Genomic DNA, 24,028 nt, shown 5'->3' with positions numbered 1-24,028 from the left:
GTCGGTGATTGGATAAGTGGATACAAAAATACTTTTCGGTCTTATGCCATGTCCGCAGGTTTCTCCAGCCAGCCGAATTCCGCCGCGACCGCGGAGGAAGAGGCCTATCGCCATGTCCAGCAGGCGCTGCGTCTCGGCCGCTACAAGGCGGGCGAACGGCTGATCCCCGAGGATATCGCCGCCGAGATTCGCATGAGCCGCATGCCGGTTCGCGAGGCCTTTCGGCGGCTTGCCTCGGATGGTCTCGTGGTGCTGCGCCCCAACCGCGGCTGCATCGTCGCGGGCCTCACGCTCGATGAATTGTACGAAGCCTTCGAGATGCGCTCCGTGCTGGAGGGGCTTGCCGTGCGCCTCGCGGTTCCCCGCATCGACGAGGACGTGCTGGATGAGCTTGAGCGGCTGCTCGCGCGCATGGAGCGCGCCGGCCAGAGCGGCAGCAACGACTGGGTCGTGCGCCACCAGGAGTTTCACGGCCGGATCTATGCGCTGAGCGCCCGGCCGAAACTCATCCACCAGATCTCGGCGCTGCATGTGGTTATCGAGCCCTACATGCGCATCTGGTTCGACTATGTCGACAAGCCGCTCTCCGCCCGGGAGGAGCACGCGGCGTTGATCGCGGCACTGCGGTCGGGCGATGCGCGCCACGCCGAGCAAATGATGCAGGAGCATATTCTCGGCACGGCACCCCTGCTCGCCGACTTCGCGACCCCGAGCCGGCGCTGACACCGGCCGCTGGCGATTCTGACCGTCATACGAAGAAGAGGAACAGCATGCGCAATTTCGAGAAGCCGACGCGGTCCGTCGCCGTGTCCCGCCAGGCGATGGCGGCGACATCGCATCCGTCCGCGACGCTGACGGCCTTGCAGATCATGGAGGCCGGCGGCAATGCCATGGATGCGGCCATTGCCGCGTCCGCCGTGCAATGCGCCGTCGAGCCCGGCTCGACCGGCATCGGCGGGGACTGTTTCGTGCTGTTCGCGCCGGAGGGCTCCGACAAGGTCGTCGCCTATAACGGCTCCGGCCGCACGCCGGCGGCCCTGACGCTCGACTGGTTTACCGAGCGGGGCCTCACCGAGGTGCCGCGCCAGTCCCCGGCGGCGGTGACCATTCCCGGCGCCATCGATGCCTGGGTGCAACTTCACACCGACCATGGCCGACTTCCGTTCGCCGATGTCCTGGCCCCGGCAATCCGCTTTGCCGCGGAAGGCTATGCGATCACGCCGCGGGTGCATCGCGATTGGTCGCTGGAGGAGGGGCTATTGGCGGCTGATCCGACCGCCGCGCGCATCTTCCTGCCCGCCGGCCGCGCGCCGAAAATCGGTGAGGTCCACCGCCAGCCGGAACTTGCCGAAACGCTGAAGCGGATCGCGGTCGATGGCCGCGACGGCTTCTACACCGGCCCCGTCGCGGAAGACATGGTCTCCTATCTCCGTTCGCACGGCGGGCTCCATACGATGGAGGATTTTGCGACGGCGCGTGGGGCCTATGTCACGCCGGTCACCACCGATTTTCGCGGATACACGATCCACGAATGCCCGCCGAATGGCCAGGGCATCGTCGCGCTCCTGATCCTCAACATCCTGAGCCGTTTCGAGGCGAAGGGCGATCCGCAATCGCCCGACCGGCTGCATATCGAGATCGAGGCGACACGGCTCGCCTATGCCGCACGCGACGTCTGGCTTGCCGACCCGGACAAGGTGGACGTGCCGGTGGAGGAGTTCCTGTCGGAGGCGCTCGCCGACCGGCTTGCCGGCATGATCGACCTTCGCCGCGCGCTTACCGACCTGCCGCCCTTCGACATGCCGCTGCATCGCGACACGGTCTATATTTCCGTGGTGGACCGCGATCGCAACGCCGTCAGCTTCATCAACTCGGTCTTCGACAGTTTCGGCACGGGTCTCGTCGCGCCGCGCTCGGGCGTGGTCCTGCACAATCGCGGCCAGAGTTTCTCGCTGAAACCCGGCCATCGGAATGTCGTGGCGCCGCTGAAGCGGCCGCTGCACACGATCATCCCCGGCATGGTGACGCGCGCCGGCAGGGTCGAGATGCCCTTCGGCGTGATGGGCGGCTATTACCAGGCCATGGGCCATGCACACCTGATTTCCAAGGTGTTCGACTACGGCATGGATTTGCAGGAGGCGATCGACCTGCCGCGCTTGATCCCGAAATCCGACGGCACGCAGGTCGAAGCCGAACATACGCTGCCGGCGGCGGCCGCCGACGAACTCCGCCGGCGCGGCTTCGCGATCGTCCCGGCGGAGGACCCCATCGGCGGCGCGCAGGCGATCCGCATCGATTGGGAGAACGGCACGCTGACCGGCGGGTCCGAATCGCGCAAGGACGGCATCGCGCTCGGCCTTTGATGGGCAAAGAGCGCCGGACGAAAGATCGGCCGGCGCTCGCCGCTGTCTCAGGCCTTGAGAAAGACCCTGATCTCGTCCGCGATCTCGTTGGCATGCGTTTCAAGCGCGAAGTGGCCCGTATCGAGGAACTGGACCTGGGCGTTCGGGAGGTCGCGCTTGTAGGCCTCGGCGCCAGGCGGCAGGAAGAAGGGGTCCTTGTCGCCCCAGATCGCCAGAAGCCTCGGCTGATGTTCCCGGAAGTAGGCCTGGAAGGCAGGGTAGAGGGCGACGTTGCTCGCATAATCCAGCATCAGGTCGAGCTGGATTTCATCGGCCTCTGGACGCTGCAAGTAGAAGAGATCGAGCGCGATGCCGTCGGGTGAAATCTGTGCGGGATTGGACACGCCATGTTCGTATTGCCAGCGAATGGCGTCCTCGGAGAGCATGCCGCGCAGCGCCTCGCGGTTCTCCGCCGTCGGCTCGCGCCAGTACCGCTCGATCGGGTTCCACCCGTCGCTCAGCCCTTCCGTGTAGGCGTTGCCGTTCTGGGAAACGATTGCCGTTATCCGTTCCGGATGGGCCATCGCCAGGCGCAAGCCGGTCGGCGCGCCGTAGTCGAAGACATAGACGGCGAACTTTTCGAGGCCGACGACCTCGGTGAAGCGGCCGATCACCTTGGCGAGGTTGTCGAACGTATAGGCGAACTGATCACGCGAGGGGAGCGCCGAGCGGCCGAAGCCCGGAAGATCCGGCGCCACGAGATGGAAATCCTTCGCCAGCAGCGGGATGAGATCGCGGAACATGTGGCCGGATGTCGGAAAGCCGTGAAGCAACAGAAGAGACGGCTTCGCCGGATCGCCGGCCTCGCGATAGAAAACCTCGAAGCCGTCGACATCGACGCTGCGATAGGTGGGATGGGTCATGGTCGTGCTCCAGTAGGGTGATTTCGGTGGAGATGAAGCCGGCGCAATTCAGCCGGCCCGGGCTTTCAGTTCGGCATTTTCCGCTTCCAGTTGCGCGAGACGATCGCGCAGCGGCTGGACCGCCTTGGCGACCTCGTCTTCGGTAAACCGCGGAACGATGTGCTGCGGGCAGTTCCAGTCGAAGGCTTCGAGCCGGAGCCGGAAGATGCGTTCGAGCTTCGCCCGGTACGGGCCATCCGTAACCAGTTCGGTCAACGCCGGATCCTCGTCGAGCTCCAGCCTTTCGACATGGGCATAGATCTTCAGGCGCGCCCGTCTCGGATAATCCATCAGGAAGAGGCAGGCGCGGTCGTTGGCCGCGAAATTCCCGGTGCTGATGTGCTGCCGGTTGCCGCGGTAGTCCGCGAAGGCCAGGGTCCGGTCATCGATCACCTTGAGGAAGCCGCGCGGGCCGCCGCGGTGCTGGACATAGGGCCAGCCGGTTTCCGACACGGAGGCGATGTAGACGCTGTCGCGCTCGGCGATGAAGGCTTTTTCGTTTGCGCCGAACCGGTCGAATTCCCGATGCCCCCGGAAGTCCGACCAGATGCCGTCGGCTCCCATTTCGGCCTGCACCGCGCGCACGCTCGGCGTCACCGCAATGTCCATAAATCCGTAGCCCATGGTCCCGCTCCGAGGATTGACTTCGACGACGTCAATTTAGTCATTTCGGTTTTTGGGATAATCGGCTATTTCTGGTTATAACCTAACCGGAAAATGGGAATATGAATGGATCGTCTCGGTGCCATGTCCCTGCTGATCGACGTCGTCGACAGCGGCAGCTTTTCGGCGGCCGCAAGACGGCTGGGCGTGCCGCTGACGACCGTCGCCAGAAAGATTTCCGACCTTGAGGGGGCGCTCGGGGCAAAACTCCTGGTCCGCACCACGCGCAAGCTGAGCCTGACCGATGCCGGTGTCACCTACCTTGCGGCCGCCCGGCGGATCATCGATCAGGTGGATGAGGCGGAGCGCGAGGTCTCGGGCGAATTTACCGCGCCCAAAGGCGAGCTCGTCATCACGGCGCCGGTGCAGTTCGGCCAGCTCCATGTCCTGCCGATCGTGGCCGACTTCCTCGACCTGTTTCCCAACATCAACATTCGGTTGCTACTGCTCGATCGAAACGTCCAGCTGGTGGAAGACCACGTCGACATGGCGGTGCGCATCGGCAGGCTTCCCGACAGTGCGATGATCGCGACGACGGTCGGTTCGATGCGCACTGTTATCTGTGCGAGCCCAGAACTGCTGGCTGTCCACGGCGTGCCGCAGACGGTGGCAGCGTTGCAGGAGATGCCCTGTATCGTGCTCGATGGCCCCGGTTCCTCCGCCAACTGGCGGCTCGCCGATCCGCAGACCAAGACAGCCACGCTGGTCGCAATGGCGCCGCGCCTTTCGGTCACGACCGTCGAGGCTGCCATTCGCGCAGCGCTCCTCCATGTCGGCATCATACGGCTGTTCCACTATCAGGTCGCTGATGCCGTCAAGGCCGGCAGCCTGCGGATCGTTTTCGAGCCGTTCGAGCCGGAGCCGGCGCCGGTGAACGTCGTGCATGTGGCGCGCGGCCAGATGCCGCTGAAAATGCGCAGCTTCCTCGATTTCGCCCTGCCGCGGCTGAGGCGCCGCTTGATGGAATTCCAGGGCGCCAATGCCGACTAGTCAGGCTTGCGGCCGCCGTGGGGCATGCAGCCGCCTCTTGCGCGTCACGCCTTTCAGGCGGAATTTGCCGAGATCTTCGAACGTCTCGCTCTCCGGCCCGGACAGCAGGGCAAACAGGTCGTCCGAGATCAGCAGGGGGCGATCGACCTTTCGGGTGGCGGCGACGATGCGCGAGGCTTCGTTGACCGCCGGCCCAATGACGGTGAAATCCAGCCGCTCGTCGCTGCCGATATTGCCGTAGAACACCTCGCCGACATGGAGCCCGACATGGACCGTCGTGGTGGCGAGCCCGGCGGCCTGTCGTGTCGCATTGAGCGCGTCTATGCGCTCTGCGAGGTCGTGCCAGGCCTTGAGGCTTGCCGCGGCGGCTTCCTGCGGATCGGCATGGTTGAAGATGGCCAGCGTGCCGTCGCCGATCAACTTGAGGACATCGCCGCCCGCCCCATGCACGGCGGAGATGACCGCCTCGGCATAGTCGCCCAGCATGGCGATCAGTTCGTTGCCGGGCACGCTTTCCGACAGCGACGTATAATTCCGCATGTCCGAGAACCAGAGCACGGCGTGGATGCTGTCGACCTTGCCCCGCTCGATACGTCCCTTGAGCACGCGCCTCGCCGCATCACGCCCCAGGTAAACCTCGGCGAGCGAACCGGTGATCTGGCGCAGCGCCGTGGATTTCACCGCAAGCGCGAAAGCGGGCACGATGCGCCGCAGGCAGACGAGATCCTCCTCGTTGAAGCCACCCGGCCGTTTCGTCGACCATCGCGAAAACAGGCCGTCGATCTCGCCGATCGAGGCCGTGCTTCCCAGCCGGTGGAGCTGGACGAAATAGTCCGTGTGGCCGGCCTCGCGCATGTCGTCGAGCACGGGGAATGTGTAGTTCCCGTAGTTGGAGAGCAGCACGCGCACTTCATCGAGCCCGTTTTCCAGGAGGTGATGGAAGGGGCTGTCGAGCCATTGCTGTTCGTAGCGTGTCGCCTCCAGCCGCAGATAGTCCCGCCGTCCGGCATTGGCCTCTTCCGCGATGTCCCAGAAGTAACCCTGGGATTCGAGCACGGGATGGAGCGTGTCGATAAAGGTGACCGCCTGTTCGAGCTCGATGCCCAACAGGCGAAGCCGGCGGCAGAAGCCCGCGAGCAGCTCCGCCGGGTCCGTCCCGTCCAGCCCCTGCTGCACGAGCCAGTCCACGATGTTGCCGATCTCTTGCTGGTCCAAGGAAACACTCCGAAGGTGAGAGCCGGACGCGAAGCGCCCGTCAAGCAAGATCGATAAAGGCGCGCAGCCCCGCAGGCAATCGCCTGCAGCGCCGATTGTAAAGATAGAGCCTTTGCTGCTCGAACCTAGCTTTCTTCGAATTCGACGAGCGCGCCGTGAAAATCCTTTGGATGGGCGAAGAGCACGGGCTTGCCATGGGCGCCGATCTTGGGCGTTCCGTCGCCGAGGATGCGGGCGCCGGTGGCGCGAACGGTCTCGGCTGCGGCGCCGATATCCGCCACCTCGAAACAGAGGTGATGGATGCCGCCGGCCGGGTTCTTCTCCAGGAAGCCGGCGATCGGCGAGGCCGCGCCCAACGGATGGAGCAATTCGATCTTGGTGTTGGGCAGCTCCACGAAGACGATGGTGACACCGTGCTCGGGCAGATCCTGCGGCGGTGAGACCTTTGCGCCCAACTGGGCGTAGCGGTCGGTGGCGGCCGCAAGGTCCGGGACGGCGATGGCGACGTGGTTGAGCGGTCCGAGCATGGTCGTCTCCTTCACTGATTCCTGATCCGGCCCTCGACGAGGTCGAGCACGGCATTTGCTGCGTCGAGCACGTTGGTGCCGGGGCCGAACACGGCCGACACACCATGCTCTAGCAGGAAGTCGTAGTCCTGGCGCGGAATGACACCGCCGACGACCACGACGACGTTATGCGCCCCGCGCTCGCGCAGTGCCGCCACCAGCGCCGGCGCAAGCGTCTTGTGCCCGGCGGCAAGCGAGGACATTCCGACGATCTGCGCCTTCGCGCCGACGGCAAGGTCGGCCGCCTCGTCCGGCGTCTGGAAGAGCGGCCCCATCAGCACATCGAAACCGAGGTCGCCGAAGGCCGAAGCGATCACCTTCGCCCCGCGGTCGTGGCCATCCTGTCCGAGTTTCGCCACCATGATCTTCGGCCTGGCGCCATGCGCGGCGATGCGCCCTGCAAGCGTCCTGTATTCCGGGTCGTCGCCATAGGCGGGGCCGTAAATATCGCCGACCACGTCGGGCACGGCGGCGTGGTCACCGAAGGCGCGGCGCATGGCATCGGAAATCTCGCCCACCGTTGCACGCGCCCGCGCGGCGGCGACGGCTGCTTCCAGAAGGTTGCCTTCGCCGGTCGTCGCGGCCTGTTCCAGCGCCCCCAGCGCTGCGGCCACGGCCGCGCCGTCGCGTCGACGACGGATGTCTTCCAGCCGCTTGATCTGCGAGGCACGCACGGCGCTGTTGTCGATCTCCAGAATGTCGATCGGCTGTTCGTCCTCCAGCCGGTATTTGTTGACGCCGACGATCACCTCGTCGCCCCGGTCGACCGCCGCTTGCCGGCGGGTCGCGGCCTCCTCGATCAGGCGTTTCGGCAGGCCCTCGATCACGGCCTTCGTCATGCCGCCCATCGCCTCCACCTCTTCGATCAGCGCCCAGGCCTTTTCGGCAAGCTCGTGGGTGAGGCTTTCGACATAGTAGGAGCCGGCCAGCGGATCGACCACCTTGGTCACGCCCGTCTCGTGCTGGAGGATGAGCTGCGTGTTGCGGGCGATGCGGGCGGAAAATTCCGTGGGTAGCGCAATCGCCTCGTCGAAGGAATTGGTGTGCAGCGACTGCGTGCCGCCAAGCACGGCCGACATCGCCTCGAAGGCGGTGCGCACGATGTTGTTGTAGGGGTCCTGCTCCTGCAGCGAGACCCCGGAGGTCTGGCAATGGGTGCGCAGCATGCGCGAGGATGCCTTCTTCGGCTGGAACTCGTCCATAACGCGGTTCCAGAGCAGGCGGGCGGCGCGCAGCTTGGCCGCTTCCATGAAGAAGTTCATGCCGATCGCGAAGAAGAAGGAGAGGCGGCCGGCGAACTCATCGACGGAGAGCCCCTTGGCGATGGCGGCGCGCACATATTCGCGCCCGTCGGCAATTGTGAAGGCGAGCTCCTGCACCAGCGTCGCGCCCGCCTCCTGCATATGGTAGCCGGAGATCGAGATCGAGTTGAACTTCGGCATTTCGCGCGCCGTGTAGTCGATGATATCGGCGATGATCCGCATCGAGGGCTGCGGCGGGTAGATGTAGGTGTTACGGACCATGAACTCCTTGAGGATGTCGTTCTGGATGGTGCCGGACAGGTTTTCGCGCGCGACGCCCTGTTCTTCGCCGGCGACGATGAAACTTGCGAGGATCGGGATCACCGCGCCGTTCATCGTCATGGAGACGGAGATCTTTTCCAGCGGAATGTTGGAGAAGAGGATCTTCATGTCCTCCACGCTGTCGATGGCGACGCCCGCCTTGCCGACATCGCCGACGACGCGCGGGTGGTCGCTATCATAGCCGCGGTGGGTGGCAAGATCGAAGGCGACGGAGACGCCCTGCTGGCCGGCGGCGAGCGCCTTGCGGTAGAAGGCGTTGGAGGCCTCTGCCGTCGAGAAGCCGGCATATTGCCGGATCGTCCAGGGCCGGCCGGCATACATGGTGGCGCGCGGGCCGCGCACAAAGGGCGCAAAGCCCGGCACGGAGCCGAGATGGCCGGTGCCGGTGAGGTCGTCCTGCGTATAGACGGGCTTGACCGCGATGCCCTCGGGCGTCTGCCAGGTCAGCGTGTCGGGCGAGGCGCGCAGTTCCCTTTCCGCCAGAGCTTCCCAGTCCGCAAAAGTCTTGCCGGCCATCATTCGAACTCCAGGATCGTTTCGTCCACGGCAAGGCTTTGCCCGATCGTGACGGCGATGCGCCTGACCGTGCCGCGGCGCTCGGCCTTCATCGCGTTTTCCATCTTCATCGCCTCGATGGTGGCGAGCGTCTGTCCGGCCTCGACTGTTTCGCCTTCCGCGACGAGAAGCATGGTTATGACGCCGGGCATCGGGCAGAGCAACAGCTTCGACGTATCGGGCGGCAGTTTCTGCGGCATCAGCCGGGCGAGTGCGGCCACGCGTGGCTCACGCACATGGGCCTTCACATCCATACCGCGCCAGCGCAGGCGGATCGCCGAGCCGACGAGGTCCACCTTCACGCCCATGCGCATGCCCGCCACCGTAAAGACCGCGTGGCGGCGGCCGGGCGTCCAGTTGCCCGCAACGCCCAGCGTCTCGCCGTCGTCGAAATGCACGGCAAGACCGTCCTGGCCGATTTCCAGCGTCAGCGCATGCTCGCCGCGGGCAAGGCTTGCGACCCATTCGCGCCCGACGATACGGCGGTGGTTGCCGATCGTGCCGGAAATCTTCGCGGCACGTTCCTGCAAGGCCTGCTGGACGAAGGCGGCTACGGCGGCAAGTTGGCGGGCAGCCGAAGCGTCCGGCGCGACGCCGTGGAAACCATCCGGAAATTCTTCCGCGATGAACGCGGTGGTGAGGCTGCCATCGCGAAAACGCGCGTTGCCCATCACGGCGGAGAGGAAGGGCAGGTTGTGGCCGATGCCTTCCACCTCGAAATCGTCGAGCGCGCGCGCCATGGCATCGATGGCGGAAAGCCGGTCCGGTGCCCAGGTGCAGAGTTTTGCAACCATCGGGTCGTAATACATCGAGATCTCGCCGCCCTCGAAGACGCCGGTGTCGTTGCGCACCACGGTGCCATCTGCCTGCCGGCCTTCCACCGGGGGGCGGTAGCGGGTGAGGCGGCCGATGGACGGTAGGAAGTTGCGATAGGGGTCTTCGGCATAGAGCCGGCTTTCGACGGCCCAGCCGTTGAGGCGCACCTCTTCCTGCCCGAAGGCCAGCCTCTCGCCGGCCGCCACGCGGATCATCTGCTCGACGAGGTCGATGCCGGTGATGAGTTCCGTTACCGGATGCTCCACCTGCAGGCGCGTGTTCATTTCGAGGAAGTAGAAATTCCGCGCGCCGTCGACGATGAATTCCACCGTGCCGGCGGAATGGTAGCCAACGGCCTTGGCCAGCGCCACCGCCTGCTCGCCCATGGCCTTGCGCGTCGCCGCGTCGAGAAAGGGCGAGGGGGCCTCTTCCACGACCTTCTGGTTGCGCCGCTGGATGGAGCATTCGCGCTCGCCGAGATAGAGCGTGGTGCCATGTTTGTCGCCGAGCACCTGGATCTCGATATGGCGCGGCTGTGTCACGAACTTCTCGATGAAGATGCGGTCGTCGCCGAACGCGCTCTTCGCCTCGTTTTTGGAAGACTGGAAACCTTCGCGCGCCTCGGCATCGTTCCAGGCAATGCGCATGCCCTTGCCGCCACCACCGGCAGACGCCTTGATCATCACCGGGTAGCCGATGCGAGAGGCGATCGTTACTGCCTCGTCGGCATTCTCGATCAGCCCCATATGGCCGGGTACGGTGGAAACGCCCGCTTCAGCGGCGAGTTTCTTGGAGGTGATCTTGTCACCCATCGCCTGGATCGCGCCCACGGGCGGGCCGATGAAGGCGACGCCTTCTTTTTCCAGCGCGTCGGCAAAAGCGGCATTTTCCGACAGGAAGCCGTAGCCCGGATGCACCGCGTCCGCGCCGGTCTTGCGGATGGCCTCGATGATCCTGTCGATGACGATATAGGACTGGGACGATGGCGCGGGGCCGATATGCACCGCCTCGTCGGCCATGGTGACATGCAGTGCACCCCGGTCGACGTCGGAATAGACGGCGACAGTGGCGATGCCGAGTTTTCGCGCAGTCTTGATGATCCGGCAGGCGATTTCACCGCGATTGGCGATCAGGATTTTCTTGAACATGCAGTCTCTTACCTATCCGCCCGTCATCCTCGGGCTTGACCCGAGGACCCATCACGGCCGCGGGCATCAGAATGTGGATGCCCGGGTCAAGCCCGGGCATGACGGAGGGGAGGTTATAGCGGAATCGTGTCGTGCTTCTTCCAGCGCGTTTCCACCTGCTTGCCCCGCAGGGAGGCGAAGGCGCGGGCGATGCGGCGGCGCGAGGAGTGCGGCATGATGACCTCGTCGATGAAACCGCGCTCGGCGGCGACGAATGGGTTGGCGAAGCGTTCCTCATATTCCTTCGTGCGCGCGGCGATCTTTTCCGGGTCTGAAAGCTCCGAGCGGTAGAGGATTTCGGCCGCGCCCTTGGCGCCCATCACCGCGATCTCGGCGGTCGGCCAGGCATAGTTCACGTCGGCGCCGATATGCTTGGAGGCCATCACGTCATATGCGCCGCCATAGGCTTTTCGCGTGATCAGCGTCACCATCGGCACGGTCGCCTGGCTATAGGCGAAGAGCAGTTTCGCGCCGTGTTTGATGACGCCGCCATATTCCTGCGCGGTGCCCGGCAGGAAACCCGGCACATCGACCAGCGTGAGGATCGGGATGTTGAAGGCGTCGCAGAAGCGCACGAAACGGGCGGCCTTGCGCGAGGAATCGATATCGAGGCAGCCGGCCAGCACCATCGGCTGGTTGGCGACGACGCCCACCGTCTCGCCCTCGATGCGCACGAAGCCGGTGATGATGTTTCGGGCAAAAGCCTCCTGGATCTCGAAGAAGTCGCCCTCGTCGGCGACCGCCGTGATCAGTTCCTTCATGTCGTAGGGCTTGTTGGAACTGTCGGGGACCAGCGTGTCGAGCCGGGCCTCCAGCCGCGCCGGGTCGTCGTGGAACGGACGCAGCGGCGGCTTCTGGCGGTTGTTGAGCGGCAGGAAATCGAAGAGCGCGCGGACCTGCTCCAGCACCTCGATGTCGTTTTCATAGGCGCCGTCGGCGACGGAGGATTTTTGCGTGTGGGTGCGCGCGCCGCCCAGTTCCTCGGCGGTGACGATCTCGTTCGTGACGGTCTTCACAACATCCGGGCCAGTGACGAACATGTAGGACGAATCGCGCACCATGAAGATGAAATCGGTCATGGCCGGCGAATAGACCGCGCCCCCCGCGCACGGCCCCATGATGACGGAGATCTGCGGGATGACGCCGGATGCCTCGACGTTGCGCTTGAAGACATCCGCATAGCCGGCAAGCGAAGCCACACCCTCCTGGATGCGCGCGCCGCCCGAATCGTTGAGCCCGATCACCGGCGCGCCGTTGCGCACCGCCATGTCCATGATCTTGCAGATTTTCTGCGCATGGGTTTCCGAAAGCGAGCCGCCAAGGACCGTGAAATCCTGGCTGAACACATAGACCTGCCGGCCGTTGATCGTGCCCCAGCCGGTGACGACGCCATCGCCGGCCACCTTCTGCTCGGCCATGCCGAATTCCACCGCCCGGTGGGTGACGTACATGTCGTATTCCTCGAAAGAACCCTCATCGAGCAGCACGTCCAGGCGTTCGCGCGCTGTCAGCTTGCCCTTGGCATGCTGGGCATCGATACGGCGTTGGCCGCCGCCAAGCCGCGCCGCCTGCCGGCGGGCTTCGAGTTGGTCGAGAATTGCGTGCATCCGGTCCGTCCATGGAAAGGGTCAACTCGATCCTGCTTAGGGCCGATGCCGGCAGAAATGAACGCTTGATCGGGTGCACATGTAAGCGTTACACATTTTGCAAAGTAAATTTGCAAAGTTGCGAATATGGCTGCGAACAAACTCTATATCGGCCGCAAGGTGCGGGACCTGCGCCAGGCGAATCGCGCGACCCAGGCGCAATTCGCCGAGCGGCTCGGCATTTCCGTCTCCTATCTCAACCAGATCGAGAACAACCAGCGTCCGGTTTCGGCCGGCGTGCTGGTGGCGCTCGCGGAAAAATTCCGCATCGACCTTGCCGAGCTCTCCGGCGGAGAGAGCGACCGGCTGGTTTCGGCGCTGTCGGAGACGTTGACGGATACGCTTTTCGACGGCTACACGCCGAGCCTTCAGGAGTTGAAGCTCGTCACGCAGAATGCACCGGGATTCGCCCATGCGCTGATCGCCGCACACCGGGCCTACCGCCACAATTCCGAACAGCTCGCCAGCATCAATGATACGCTGGGCCGCAGCCTCGCTGCCGTCGAAGCGACGCCGTACGAGGAGGTGCGCGACTTCTTCCACTTCGTCGACAACTATATCGGCGATCTGGATCTGCTTGCGGAAGCGCTGGCGGCCGAGATCGGCATCGGCGATACGGATCCGGGACCTGTGCTCTCCGGCTATCTCGAACGGCACTATGGCGTGAGGATCGCGCGCGCGACGCAAAATGACGACCTCGTACGCGCTTACGATCCCGAGGCGCGCCTGCTGACGCTCAATCCCTATCTGCCCGCGCCGACCCGCCATTTCCAGATCGCCCTCCAGATCGCGCAGCTTCATGCGGAGACGGTCGTCGATAGCGTCGCGGCCGGCGCCGGCTTCCGCACGACGGAAGCCTATGAGATCTGTCGCATCGGCCTGCACAATTATTTCGCCGGTGCATTGCTTCTACCGTATCGCAGGTTCATGGCGGCGGCGCGCGAGGTGCGGCATGATCTCGACCTGCTCGCCGCCCGCTTCGGGGCGAGCCTCGAACAGGTCTGTCACCGCCTCTCGACGCTTCAGCGGCCCGGCCAGAAAGGCGTTCCGATCTTCTTCGCCCGCATCGACCGGGCCGGCAACATCACCAAGCGCCACAGCGCGACCCGCCTGCAATTCGCCCGCTTCGGCGCGGCCTGTCCGCTGTGGAACGCGCACCAGGCCTTCGAAAGCCCCGGCCGCATCACCCGCCAGCTCGCCGAAACGCCGGACGGCGTGCGCTATCTCTGTCTGTCCATGCAGGTCTCGCGCGGCGGGCGCGGATTCCGCCAGCCGCAGCAGCAGTATGCTCTGGCCTTGGGGTGCGAGGTCTCTTACGCAGAAAACTTCGTCTATGCCGACGACATGGACCTCACCAATGCGAGCGCCTACGACCCGATCGGGATTTCCTGCCGCATCTGCGAGCGCACCCAATGCGCCAGCCGCGCCGTGCCGCCCCTCAAGGGCCGCCTGGTCATCGAGCATAATACGCGCCGCACGATCCCCTATTCGATCCGTCCGGTAGGGGATGCGCCGCAGTCCTGACGGTGCTAATGGGCATCGCCGACATGGATTTCAGGCCGACATGGAAACTTCGCTTTACCTCCCGATCAAAACCTTTCTTGAGAGCGCCGGTTATACGGTCAAGGGCGAAATCGGGGGCTGTGATCTCGTTGGATTGAGCGAGGGCGATCCGACGGTGGTGGTCATCGGCGAGCTGAAGCTCGTCTTCAATCTCGAACTGATCCTGCAGGCCATCGACCGCGCCACGATGGCCGACGAGGTGTGGATTGCGGCCCGCATTTCCGCCAGGGGCAGGGGGCGGGAGAGCGACAGGCGGTATCGCGACCTCTGCCGCAGACTCGGATTTGGCATGCTGGGCGTGTCGGATGCGGGCGAGGTGAGCATCATCGTGAGCTCGGTATCCCCCATGCCCCGCAGCAACCCGAAGCGCCGCACCCGGCTGGTCAAGGAGCACCGCAAGCGCGCCGGCGACCCCGCGCTCGGCGGCTCGACGAAGGTGCCGATCATGACGGCTTACCGCCAGCAGGCGCTCGCCTGCGCCGCCGCCATGGCAGATGGCCCGCAACGGCCGCGCGACCTCAGGCTGATCGTGGCCACTGCCGGCCAGATCCTGCTCAAAAACTACTATGGCTGGTTCGAGAAGGTCGACAAGGGCGTCTACAGGCTCACCGATGCCGGCGCGCTGGCTGTGGAGAATTCGAGGCGGACGACCGAGAGCGCGAAATAGCGGGCTGCCGGCCTTCCGCGCGCTGGACAGACAGTAATAACATGACTATCACGCTCATGATATTTTCGTCGCCGCGAGCGAGCCGGCGCGCCCTATCGGAGGAGTGATCCATGTCCCGCAGTTCCAAGACGTTTTCCGCACTGGCCTTGTCCCTGGCGCTCTTCCTGCCGGCGGCCGTGCATGCGGAAAGCTCGTTCGTCGATCACCGCGGGAAGACGATCACCTTTGCAAAGCCGCCGGAACGGGTCGTCATGATCGTCCGCTCCGCGCCGATCATCTACCGCGCGATCGATGCGAAAGCGGACAATATCGCCGGCATGAACAAGGACTCGCTGGTACGCTATTTCACCAAGGGCATCTATGCCGAGATGCTGCCGGAAATGGCCAAGATCAATGCCAGCGCCGCCCAGGATGGTTTCGTGCCGAATGTCGAGGCGATCCTCGCGCAGAAGCCTGATGCGGTGATCCAGTGGACCCATGACGAGAAGATCATCGAGCCCCTGGAACGCGTCGGCCTCACCGTGGTTGGATGGCAATGCTGCACGGAGCAGGACCGCCTCGATTACCTCACGCTCACCGGCTACATGACCGGTCGTAACGACCGCGCGCAGGCGATCCTGAAGGCGCAGGCCGATACGTTGAAGACGCTCGACGGCAAGGTCGCCAAGCTCGATGTAGCAGCCCTTCCGACCGTCCTGCATATCGACAAGGTGGCCGACCAGATCCAGGTCATCGCCAACGGTTCGCAGAACCTTGCGCTGAGTGGCGTGAGCAATCCGGCAGCGGACAATACCGGCGAATGGTGGCGCACCATCGATTTCGAGCAGCTGCTCGTCTGGAACCCCGACATCATCATCATCCCCGCCTATGCCGACGACCTCAACCCAAAGGATTTCTTCGACAATCCGGTTCTGGCGAGCCTCAAGGCTGTCAAGGAGAAGCGGGTCTACAAGCAGCCGGTCTTCGCCCGCACGCCGGATGCGCCGGAAATCTTCCTGACCTCGGAATGGCTTGCGGCCATCGCGCATGGCGCCGACTTCGCACCGGATTTCAAGGCGCAGATCGCCGGCATCTATGAGCTGCTTTATGGCGCCAAGCTGACGGACGACCAGGTAAAGGCCATCCTCGAATCCGACAGCAACGCCGCGGCGAACAAATATGCCGAACTCTTCGGCTGAGGCGCCGGCCGGCAAAGTGAGAACCGGCTGGCTTGGCCGGAAACTGGCTTCGGTTTCGATCCTTCCAGCGCTGATCACCCTGCTGGTTGCCGTCGTGCTCTATTCGGTGACGATCGGGCGCTACGACCTGTCGGTGCGCGACGTCACCTATATCCTCATCGACAACGTCCATCCGCTGGTCGCGCCCTACTGGGATCCGGTGCATGAGGTGGTGGTCGAGCAGGTTCGCCTGCCGCGCATCATGGCGGCCGTCATCATCGGTTTCGGCCTGTCTGTTTCGGGTGCTGCGCTCCAGGGGCTGTTTCGCAACCCGCTGGTTGATCCCGGTATCATCGGCGTCACCTCGGGCGCCGGCTTCGGCGGCACGCTGGCGATCCTGATCGGATGGCAGGGGTATCTCCTGCTGGCCATGGCCTTCTTCTTCGGCATCGGCAGCGTCTTTCTCGTCAAGCTGTTATCCACTGTGCGGGGCCGCACCAGCATGCTGACGCTGGTTCTCGCGGGCGTCGTCATCTCGGCCTTCTTTTCGGCGGCGATTTCGATTGCCAAGCTGCTGGCCGATCCCTTCCAGAAATTGCCTGCCATCACCTACTGGCTGATGGGCAGCATCGCCTCCAGCAACTATCTGGACGTGCTGCTGGTCGCCGCGGCGGTGGTGCCGTCCGCCATCGCGATCTACCTGCTGCGCTTCCAGATCAACATCATGTCGCTTGGCGAGGAAAAGGCGCGCGCGCTCGGCACAAGGGTCGTGCTGGTGCAATGGATCATCCTGGTCGCGTCCGCGCTCATCTCGGCCGGCGTGGTCGCGACGTCGGGCATTATCGGCTGGGTCGGCCTCGTAATTCCGCATGTCGCCCGCGCGCTTGTCGGGGCCGATCACCAGCGGCTCTTGCCGGTCTCCGGCGTGCTGGGCGCGATCTACCTGCTGATGGTCGACAACCTGGCGCGCACGGTAACGACCGCCGAAATCCCGCTCGGCATCATCACTGCGCTGATCGGCGTTCCGGTGTTTGCGGTGATCCTGCGCCGCCTGCATGCGAAGGGAGGCTGGTCCAGTGATTGAGGCAAGCGACCTCACCGTCGAGCGCGGCGGCAGGATCATCCTTCGGGACTACAGCCTCCGCCTGGAACGCGGCCGGACCCTGGCCGTGCTCGGTGCCAACGGCGTCGGCAAGACCACGCTCATCAACACGCTCATCGGCCTGATAAAGCCCCGGTCTGGACGGCTTTCGATCGGCGGGCAGGTGGGCTTCGTGCCGCAGCTCTTCGAAGTGCCGTTCTCCTATTCCGCCCTCGATATCGCGCTGATGGGAAGAGCGCGCCATCTCGGCCTGTTCGGCGCGCCCGGCAAGCGGGATTACGAGATCGTGCGGCATTATTTCCACATGCTCGGCATCGAGGATTTCGAGCCGCAGACCTTCAATTCGTTGAGCGGCGGCCAGCGCCAGCTGGTGATGATCGCTCAGGCGCTCGCATCGGAATGCGAATTGCTGGTGCTTGACGAGCCTTGTGCCGCGCTCGACTACAAGAACCAGGACAAGGTCTTGAGCCTGCTGGAGCACCTGCGGGACAGCCACGCCATGACGATCGTCTTTTCCACCCATATGCCGCAGCACGCGGTGGAGATCGCTAGCGACGTGCTGCTGATGACCAGCGGCAGCAGATATGTCTGCGGGCCGACGGCGGATGCGCTCAATGCCGAAAACCTGACGGCGCTCTATGACCTGCCGATCGCGCGCGCGGATTTTTCCGGGCTTGCCAAGCATACCTACGCACCGGTGTTCCGCCATGAGGGAGTGGTGATCGATGGCTGAAGCACCCGGCAAACGTGTCGCCTATATCCATTGGGGCAACAGCTGGCAGCTCAGGAGCTTCCAGGATTTCCGTCATTATATCGACGATCTCATCTACATCCACGACCTGCCGAAGGTCGACCTGTCGTCCTATGCGGCGGTGGTCATGCCGGATGCGATGGACGCGGCCGCAGCGCTCCCCCATGCGCAGCAGTTGAACGGTTATCTCTACGGCGGCGGGTTTCTTGTCGTTTGTCTTCAGGGCCATGCCGACTGGCTCGACATACCGGGGCTGGAATGGACGCCCGGCAACTGCCGCGACTGGCTGTGGTGGACGAAGGGCGAAAAGCTGGAGGTCAAGTTCTCCGAGCCGCACCACCCCATCACCGAAAGCATGCCGCTTTCGCATATGAGCTGGCATTGGGGCGGCTCCTACAATGTTCCGGAGGGCGCACGCTCGATACTGGAGATCGACGATGGACGCGGCAGCCTGTTTCTCGACTTTCCATCGCTGCCGGGCGGCGGGCGCCTGCTACTCACGACGCTGGACCCGCACTCGCATAACGGCCAGCGCTTCATGCCGGCCACGACGCGTTTCTTGCAGTCGTTCTATCCCTGGCTGAACCGCGAGCTCGGCATCGAGCGGCCCCAGCGCAGCCGGTTCACCTACCTGCAATGTTCGCACGTGCCCTCGGAATGGCATCCCGAATGGATCGAGGAAAGCCTGGGGCAGGCGGGTTTCGAGACCCAGTTCACCCCCCTCTACCAGCTCGGCCCGGAATTGCTCGGGGCGACGGACACGCTCTACCTTCCCAGCAGCCATGACGAGTTCTTCCTGAAGAGCCGGGCCGAAGACTTGCTGGCATTTCTGGAGCGCGGCGGAAACCTGATCCTCTGCGCGGAGCCGTGCCAGCCGTGGCTGCCGTTCATGGCACTGTTCCATGCCGTCCCGCCGCGCCCCTTCACGAACATCAAGGTGCGCCCGCGCGACGATCGCTTCGGCATTTTCTCGGACCTCGGCGATGGGTTCGACGGGTGGCAAGGCGTTTTCGGCCAATATGCTCGTGGCTGGACCGACCCGCCGCCCGGAGCGATCTGGCTGACCGACATCGGCCCCGCGCACGACCCGAAGCCGGCGGACTGGATCTGGCAATATCCGACGGCTACGGGCCAGGGCGGCTATGTCTTCATGCACAATGGCGACAACATGACCCGCTATCCCGATCACGGTCCGAAAAAGGAAGCGCTGGTCGCCAATATCGCCGTGGCACTTAGGAAGCTATCTATCGGCGAGATGTTGTTCTAGCGAAAACCGCTATTCCAGCATGACGATGGCTTCGACCTCGAAGAGCATGGGGTCGATGGCAAGTTTGGGAACGGGAACGAGCGTCTGTGCCGGCAGCGTGTTACCGAACATCTCCTTGACGTTCCGGGTCAGCACCTCAAGCTTGGACATGTCGTGGTCGACCACGAAGATCGTGAGCTTGGCGACCTGGTCCGGCCTGGCGCCGAGACCATCGAGGGCGGCGCGCAGATTGGCGTAGGCCTGCCTCACCTGGACGGCGAAGTCGGGCGACAAGCCTCCTGTGGCGTCCTGTCCGCCCTGTCCGGAAATATAGGCCACCCGCGCATTGCTCGGCACGATCACCGCGGTGCTGTAGCCGTTCGGCGTCGGATCGTAGAGGTTTTTCGGATTGACGATGGTCATCTTGAGATCGTTCGCTTTCGTCACAGTGGAAACTCCCGTGGTCATGATGATGAGCCCTCCAATAAGCAGGTGCTGGATTGCGTGTGACATGGTTTCTCTCGGCTCCGAGACGGCAGGCGACGTGTCCTCGCGGCCGCAGGGTTGAACTTCGACGGGTCGCTCATATGTTGACTCGTACGACGTACGACTTCATCGCATCGTACGTCGTACGAGTCAACCGGTCAGGATCGACATTCTCCACGTCGTCGGGTTAAGTCGCCGCACTGATCAGCAGGGAAGACGGATGGCAGCCAAATCCAGCAAACGATCTCAACGGACGGGTGCGTCCGTGCCCGAACCACGCGGAGAACCGCCGCTCTCCCTGGACCGGATCGTGGCGACGGCGGTGGAGCTGCTGGACGCCGAAGGGCTCGATGGCTTGAAGATGCGCCGGCTCGCCGATCGCCTCGGCTCGGGCGTGATGAGCCTCTACTGGCACGTCGACAACAAGGAGGATGTCTTCGATCTGGCGCTCGATTCCGTGCTCGAATATCGCGGAACAATCGGGTCTCAGGACTGGCGCGCGGACGTCCTTCACATGCTCGAAGACTGGCGCGCCAGCATGTTGCGCCATCCCTGGTCGGCGTCGCTTTTGCCGCGCCGCGCCCTCGGGCCGAACATCCTCGCCCGCCTGGAACTGCTGAGCAAGACGCTCTCCGGAGCCGGTGTCGCCGACGCGGATTTGAACGTCGCGATATGGTCGCTCTGGAACTATGTGATGGGCGCCACCATCACCCGGTCGAGCTTCGACCTCTCGGATGCAGACAGGGCGAGCGGTCAGCAGCGCGTTGAGCATCACTATCCGACGATCGAGCGCTCCGGCCTGCTGTTGGACGACGACTGGGACGGCGTTTTCCGCAAGGGCCTCGATTTCCTGCTCGATGGCCTCGCGCCGAGATAGCAGCGCTTAGCGGGCGACGGACCGCGCGACGTCGATAAGCTCCCTGACGAGCGGGTTTGCCGGATGTTTGTAGCCGATGGCGATGACGCATTCCTCCATGTTGGTGATGGTGCGGAAGGCGACGCCCGGGCGGGCGTAGAAACGGGCGGTGCTTTCCGCCGTGATGCTGATGCCCTTGCGCATGGCGACCGCCTGCAACTCGGAATCTACCGTCGCCGCTTCGAAGACGACGCGGGCCTCGCGGCCGTTGCGGTACTGGCCGGCCAGCCAGTAGTCGCGCCAGATGCCTGAGCCTGGAGCCGCGATGAAGGGCTCGTCGAGCAGCTGCTCCACCTCGACGGTCTCCTGCAGGCTGAGCGGATGGCCATCCGGCAGGCAGGCGACGCACCGCTCCCGCGCGATCTCGACGATGTTGATATTGGTCGTATCGACGGGCGGGCGGAAGATGCCGCAATCCACGCTGCCAGTGGCAAGGCCCGCATCCGGATTGTTGAAGTCGTATTCGATGAATTCCAACGTGGCATTGGGAAAACGGCGCTCGAATTCCTGAGTGATCTTCGGGATGAATTCCACAGCCGTGCCAATGAGATAGCCGACGCGCAGGGAATTGTGCACGGAGAGCTGGAGCGACTTCACGTCCCGGTAAAAACTCTCCATCGCCCGGTTGAGCTTCTGGGCATATTCGCAGAGCGCCTCACCGTCCTTGGTGAGGGTGACGCTGCGCGTCGTGCGCTGGAAGATTTCGAAGCCCAGCGTCTCCTCCAGCTGGCTGATGGTTTGCGACAGCGCCGGCTGCGAGACCGCGAGCTTTTCGGCAGCGCGCGCAAAGCTCCTCTCGCCCGCGACGGCAAGCAGGCAGCGGACGTGCCGAAGCTGGATATTCATAAGCGCCATGAATTAATCCTTTCGCTAATCGTCCTTGTTGTCAACGCGCTTTCATGGGGTAATCGCGCTCATCGAAGGTGAGAGGAAACATCCCATGAATGTCGCACAAACCGCTGTAAAATCGGACGAATATCGGATCGAGGAGGGAAAGCGCTCGCTGATCCACGATCCGGTCGAAGGGGACAACACCAAGATCATGCTCGTTCGGGCACGCGGCTCCCATGTCTGGGACGACAAGGGCAATCGTTACCTCGATTGTACCTCGCAGGCCTGGTCGAACAATCTCGGCGCCAACGATCCCCGCGTCGTCGAAGCGGCGATCGCCCAGCTCAGGGAAATCACCCATGCGCGGCCGAACTTCAACACCAGGCCGCTCCTGACGCTGACGTCAAAGCTGCGCGAGATTTCGCCCGGCGATCTCAACCGCATCGGCTATGCGCTGCACGGCAGCCTCGCGGTCGAAATGGCGATGAAGCTCGCCTTCAAGAACCGCCCCGGCGCGCAGAACCTGATCGTCCTGCAGGATGCCTATCACGGCCGCTCGATCACCACGATGGCGGCAAGCTGGCCGCATCCGAACAATCCTTTCCTGCCGATTTCGCCGCGCTTCACCCGCGTGCCGCATCCCGATCCGTATCGCCCGCGCCTCGGCCTCGATCCCGAGACCGACGTCCAGCTCTGCCTGTCGCTGCTCGAAGATGCGATCGACAGGGGCGTCGATGGCGGCGTCGCGGCGATCATGATGGAGCCGATCATGGGCAATGGCGGCCATATCGTGCTGCCGCATTCCTACCTGAAGGGCGTTCGCGAGATCTGCGACCGCCGCGGCATCCTGCTGATCTGGGATGAAATTCAGAGCTGCTTCGGCCGCACCGGCAAGATGTTCGCGGCCGATTTCTACGGCATCGTTCCCGATATCATGACCTTCGGCAAGGGCATCGGCGGCGGCTTCCCGCTGGCCGGCATCTTCGCCAGCGACAAGCTCCAAAAATTCGATTCCGGCGAAGATGCGCTCACCTTCGGCTCCTTCCCTGTGGCGATGGCCGCCGCGGTCGCTACGGTGGATGCGATCATCGGCGACGGGCTCTGCGAGAAGGCGCATGCGCTCGGCGAATATGCCACCGGCCGCCTGCATGAGATGGCGGGGCGCCGCAAGCTGATCGGCGATGTCCGGGGGCCGGGCCTCTTCGTGTCGATCGAGCTGGTCAAGGATCGCGACAGCAAGGAGCCGGCGCGCGCGGCCGCCGCAGAGGTCTACCGTCGCGGTGTCGATCGTGGTGTGCTGTTCGGCGAAAGCCGCTATGCCGGCCTCGGCAACCTGATCAAGGTCAAGCCTCCGCTGGATTGCTCCATGGAGGATATGGCCCACGCGCTCGACGTGCTCGACGAGGTGCTGGGCTCGATCGAAGCGGATGGCATCGCCTGAGCGTCCAGCCCGCAAAAGCTTCCGGCGGTAAGCCTGCCGGAAGCACCGAAAGCAAGAAACACTGGGAATGACAAGACGTGCCGAAGCACGCGACGCTGTTCAGCAAGACCAACAAAGGGGATCACGACAATGTTCGACAAGAAGTTCACACGCCGATCCATTCTCGCCGCCGGCACCACGGCGGCACTCACCATGCCTTTCATACGGCCCTCCTGGGCGGCGCCCGACCAGGTCCGCGCGCTGATGTGGGAGGCCTATCTTCTGCCCGACCAGATCACCGCCTTCGAGGAGACCAACAAGGTCAAGTTCGTTCCGACCTTCTTCGACGGAAATTCCGAGGCCTATAACAAGCTGCGCGTCGGCGGCTCCAAGGAGTTCGACCTCGTCCAGGCCGACGGTTTCTGGCCGCAGCTCTACTATCGCGAAAAGCTGCTGCGCACGGTCGATTATGCCAAGGTGCCGAATGCCGGCGGCTACCTGCCGGAGTTCCAGGCCGCGGCCTTCGACGTGCTCTCCGAGCCGGAAGCGGGCGGCAAGATCGGCTTTCCGTTCTGCTGGGGCGCCTACGGCATCACCTACGATGCGGGCAAGGTGGCGCCGGAGAAGACCGAGACGCTCGAATGCATGTTCAATGCCGATTATTCCGGCATGCTTTCGACCAGCTCCCGCTTCGAGGAAAACATCGCGCTCGCCGCACTCCTGGTCACCGATCGCCTGGGCAGCCGCATCAAGCCCCGGCCGGATGGCAAGCCGTTCAATCCCTACGTCCTGACCGACGAGGAGCTTACCGAGATCGAGAAGTTGCTCGTCCAGCAGAAGGCCTTGCTGCTCACCCGCTACCAGGACAACCCGACGCTCTTCCAGTTGTTGCAAAGCGGCGCCGTGGTGGCCGCGACCGAGTTCGCGCAGGTCTTCCGCCAGTTGCTGACCGCCGAAAGCCAGGGCGCTCCGGCCGTCGACTTCCGTCATGCGCTGAAGATGAAGGAAGGCGGGCTCGGCTGGGTCGATACCTGGCTGGTCACGTCCGGTGTGGAGGACGGGCCGAAGCTCGACCTCTGCTACAACTTCATCGACATCATGATCTCGGCGCCGGTGATGAAGAAGATCGGCGAAGTGGCGGGTTGCTCGACCACGGTCGACCTGCGCGCCATATCGACGGAGGACGAGCGCAAGCTCTTCCTCATGGACCGTTCGAGCGAGATCGCCGACCTCTTCATGTTCGACCAGCCGTCCTCCCCTGAAAAGTGGGAACGCGTATGGTCGAACGTACAGGCGGCGTGACCTGCCCGTATTCCATCCTCCCAGATAAGGCGGCCGGGGCGGCTTTCACGCCCTGGCCCCCA

Annotated in this window: 21 protein-coding genes; 12 read left to right on the top strand and 9 right to left on the bottom strand. The window is 64.0% G+C overall.

Annotated features, from left to right (window positions below):
- Positions 1–48: 48 nt before the first annotated feature.
- The gene (locus GB927_RS02675; RefSeq protein ID WP_256115006.1) at positions 49–723 is read left to right on the top strand and encodes a GntR family transcriptional regulator; all 675 of its coding nucleotides are present in this window, start codon (positions 49–51) and stop codon (positions 721–723) included.
- 47 nt (positions 724–770) lie between these two features.
- Positions 771–2,363 (top strand): gamma-glutamyltransferase, encoded by a 1,593-nt coding sequence (gene ggt, locus GB927_RS02670; RefSeq protein ID WP_256115004.1) that lies wholly within the window; start codon positions 771–773, stop codon positions 2,361–2,363.
- 47 nt (positions 2,364–2,410) lie between these two features.
- Here ggt and GB927_RS02665 read toward each other — a convergent pair whose 3' ends face one another.
- Both GB927_RS02665 and GB927_RS02660 read right to left on the bottom strand, forming a co-directional pair.
- The gene (locus tag GB927_RS02665) at positions 2,411–3,265 is read right to left on the bottom strand and encodes an alpha/beta fold hydrolase (RefSeq protein ID WP_256115003.1); all 855 of its coding nucleotides are present in this window, start codon (positions 3,263–3,265) and stop codon (positions 2,411–2,413) included.
- 48 nt (positions 3,266–3,313) lie between these two features.
- Positions 3,314–3,928, bottom strand: a complete 615-nt coding sequence (locus tag GB927_RS02660) for a pyridoxamine 5'-phosphate oxidase family protein (RefSeq protein WP_256115002.1) — start codon at positions 3,926–3,928, stop codon at positions 3,314–3,316.
- A 105-nt stretch (positions 3,929–4,033) separates the two neighbouring features.
- On the opposite strand from GB927_RS02660, the gene GB927_RS02655 reads away from it, so the two are divergent.
- The gene (locus tag GB927_RS02655; protein WP_256115001.1) at positions 4,034–4,957 is read left to right on the top strand and encodes a LysR family transcriptional regulator; all 924 of its coding nucleotides are present in this window, start codon (positions 4,034–4,036) and stop codon (positions 4,955–4,957) included.
- On the opposite strand, the gene GB927_RS02650 is transcribed toward GB927_RS02655, so the two are convergent.
- The 5 genes from GB927_RS02650 to GB927_RS02630 form a co-directional block, all read right to left on the bottom strand.
- Positions 4,958–6,172: an adenylate/guanylate cyclase domain-containing protein gene (locus GB927_RS02650; RefSeq protein ID WP_256115000.1), complete on the bottom strand. Its 1,215-nt coding sequence runs from the start codon at positions 6,170–6,172 to the stop codon at positions 4,958–4,960.
- Between the two features lie 125 nt (positions 6,173–6,297).
- Positions 6,298–6,699 carry a methylmalonyl-CoA epimerase gene (gene mce / locus GB927_RS02645; RefSeq protein ID WP_256114999.1) on the bottom strand — a complete coding sequence of 134 codons (402 nt, stop codon included), beginning with the start codon at positions 6,697–6,699 and terminating at the stop codon, positions 6,298–6,300.
- A gap of 11 nt (positions 6,700–6,710) precedes the next feature.
- Positions 6,711–8,837, bottom strand: a complete 2,127-nt coding sequence (gene scpA, locus GB927_RS02640) for a methylmalonyl-CoA mutase (protein WP_256114998.1) — start codon at positions 8,835–8,837, stop codon at positions 6,711–6,713.
- The gene (locus GB927_RS02635) at positions 8,837–10,840 is read right to left on the bottom strand and encodes an acetyl-CoA carboxylase biotin carboxylase subunit (RefSeq protein WP_256114997.1); all 2,004 of its coding nucleotides are present in this window, start codon (positions 10,838–10,840) and stop codon (positions 8,837–8,839) included. The genes scpA and GB927_RS02635 overlap by 1 nt, the downstream gene beginning before the upstream one ends.
- A gap of 113 nt (positions 10,841–10,953) precedes the next feature.
- Positions 10,954–12,486, bottom strand: a complete 1,533-nt coding sequence (locus GB927_RS02630; RefSeq protein ID WP_256114996.1) for an acyl-CoA carboxylase subunit beta — start codon at positions 12,484–12,486, stop codon at positions 10,954–10,956.
- A 126-nt stretch (positions 12,487–12,612) separates the two neighbouring features.
- Between GB927_RS02630 and GB927_RS02625 the strand changes: the two genes are divergently transcribed.
- The 6 genes from GB927_RS02625 to GB927_RS02600 all read left to right on the top strand — a co-directional run bounded on the left by GB927_RS02625 (position 12,613) and on the right by GB927_RS02600 (position 19,032).
- Positions 12,613–14,049, top strand: a complete 1,437-nt coding sequence (locus GB927_RS02625; RefSeq protein ID WP_256114995.1) for a helix-turn-helix domain-containing protein — start codon at positions 12,613–12,615, stop codon at positions 14,047–14,049.
- 40 nt (positions 14,050–14,089) lie between these two features.
- On the top strand, positions 14,090–14,755 hold the full coding sequence (locus GB927_RS02620) for a DUF2161 domain-containing phosphodiesterase (RefSeq protein ID WP_256114993.1): 666 nt from the start codon (positions 14,090–14,092) through the stop codon (positions 14,753–14,755).
- A gap of 110 nt (positions 14,756–14,865) precedes the next feature.
- Positions 14,866–15,933: an ABC transporter substrate-binding protein gene (locus GB927_RS02615; protein ID WP_256114991.1), complete on the top strand. Its 1,068-nt coding sequence runs from the start codon at positions 14,866–14,868 to the stop codon at positions 15,931–15,933.
- The gene (locus tag GB927_RS02610) at positions 15,914–16,996 is read left to right on the top strand and encodes a FecCD family ABC transporter permease (protein WP_256114989.1); all 1,083 of its coding nucleotides are present in this window, start codon (positions 15,914–15,916) and stop codon (positions 16,994–16,996) included. The genes GB927_RS02615 and GB927_RS02610 overlap by 20 nt, the downstream gene beginning before the upstream one ends.
- Entirely contained in the window at positions 16,989–17,747 is a 759-nt protein-coding gene (locus GB927_RS02605) for an ABC transporter ATP-binding protein (protein ID WP_256114987.1), read from the top strand. Before GB927_RS02610 ends, GB927_RS02605 begins: the two co-directional genes overlap by 8 nt.
- On the top strand, positions 17,740–19,032 hold the full coding sequence (locus GB927_RS02600) for a hypothetical protein (RefSeq protein WP_256114986.1): 1,293 nt from the start codon (positions 17,740–17,742) through the stop codon (positions 19,030–19,032). The genes GB927_RS02605 and GB927_RS02600 overlap by 8 nt, the downstream gene beginning before the upstream one ends.
- Before the next feature lie 9 nt (positions 19,033–19,041).
- Here the strand turns inward: GB927_RS02600 and GB927_RS02595 are convergent, their stop codons facing one another.
- Positions 19,042–19,524, bottom strand: a complete 483-nt coding sequence (locus tag GB927_RS02595; RefSeq protein WP_256114985.1) for a RidA family protein — start codon at positions 19,522–19,524, stop codon at positions 19,042–19,044.
- A gap of 193 nt (positions 19,525–19,717) precedes the next feature.
- Here GB927_RS02595 and GB927_RS02590 point away from each other — a divergent pair, with 193 nt between their 5' ends.
- Positions 19,718–20,374, top strand: coding sequence for a TetR/AcrR family transcriptional regulator (locus GB927_RS02590; protein WP_256114983.1), 657 nt, complete (start codon positions 19,718–19,720; stop codon positions 20,372–20,374).
- A gap of 6 nt (positions 20,375–20,380) precedes the next feature.
- On the opposite strand, the gene GB927_RS02585 is transcribed toward GB927_RS02590, so the two are convergent.
- On the bottom strand, positions 20,381–21,268 hold the full coding sequence (locus tag GB927_RS02585; RefSeq protein WP_256114981.1) for a LysR family transcriptional regulator: 888 nt from the start codon (positions 21,266–21,268) through the stop codon (positions 20,381–20,383).
- Between the two features lie 85 nt (positions 21,269–21,353).
- On the opposite strand from GB927_RS02585, the gene GB927_RS02580 reads away from it, so the two are divergent.
- Positions 21,354–22,685 (top strand): aspartate aminotransferase family protein, encoded by a 1,332-nt coding sequence (locus GB927_RS02580; RefSeq protein ID WP_256114979.1) that lies wholly within the window; start codon positions 21,354–21,356, stop codon positions 22,683–22,685.
- 129 nt (positions 22,686–22,814) lie between these two features.
- On the top strand, positions 22,815–23,966 hold the full coding sequence (locus GB927_RS02575; protein ID WP_256114978.1) for an ABC transporter substrate-binding protein: 1,152 nt from the start codon (positions 22,815–22,817) through the stop codon (positions 23,964–23,966).
- Positions 23,967–24,028 lie beyond the last annotated feature (62 nt).

It is taken from the genome of Shinella lacus, from assembly GCF_010994755.1.
In the GTDB taxonomy this organism is placed as follows: Bacteria; Pseudomonadota; Alphaproteobacteria; order Rhizobiales; family Rhizobiaceae; genus Shinella; species Shinella lacus.
Note: the sequence above shows the minus strand (reverse complement) of the source record. Positions and strands in the feature narration are given on the sequence as shown.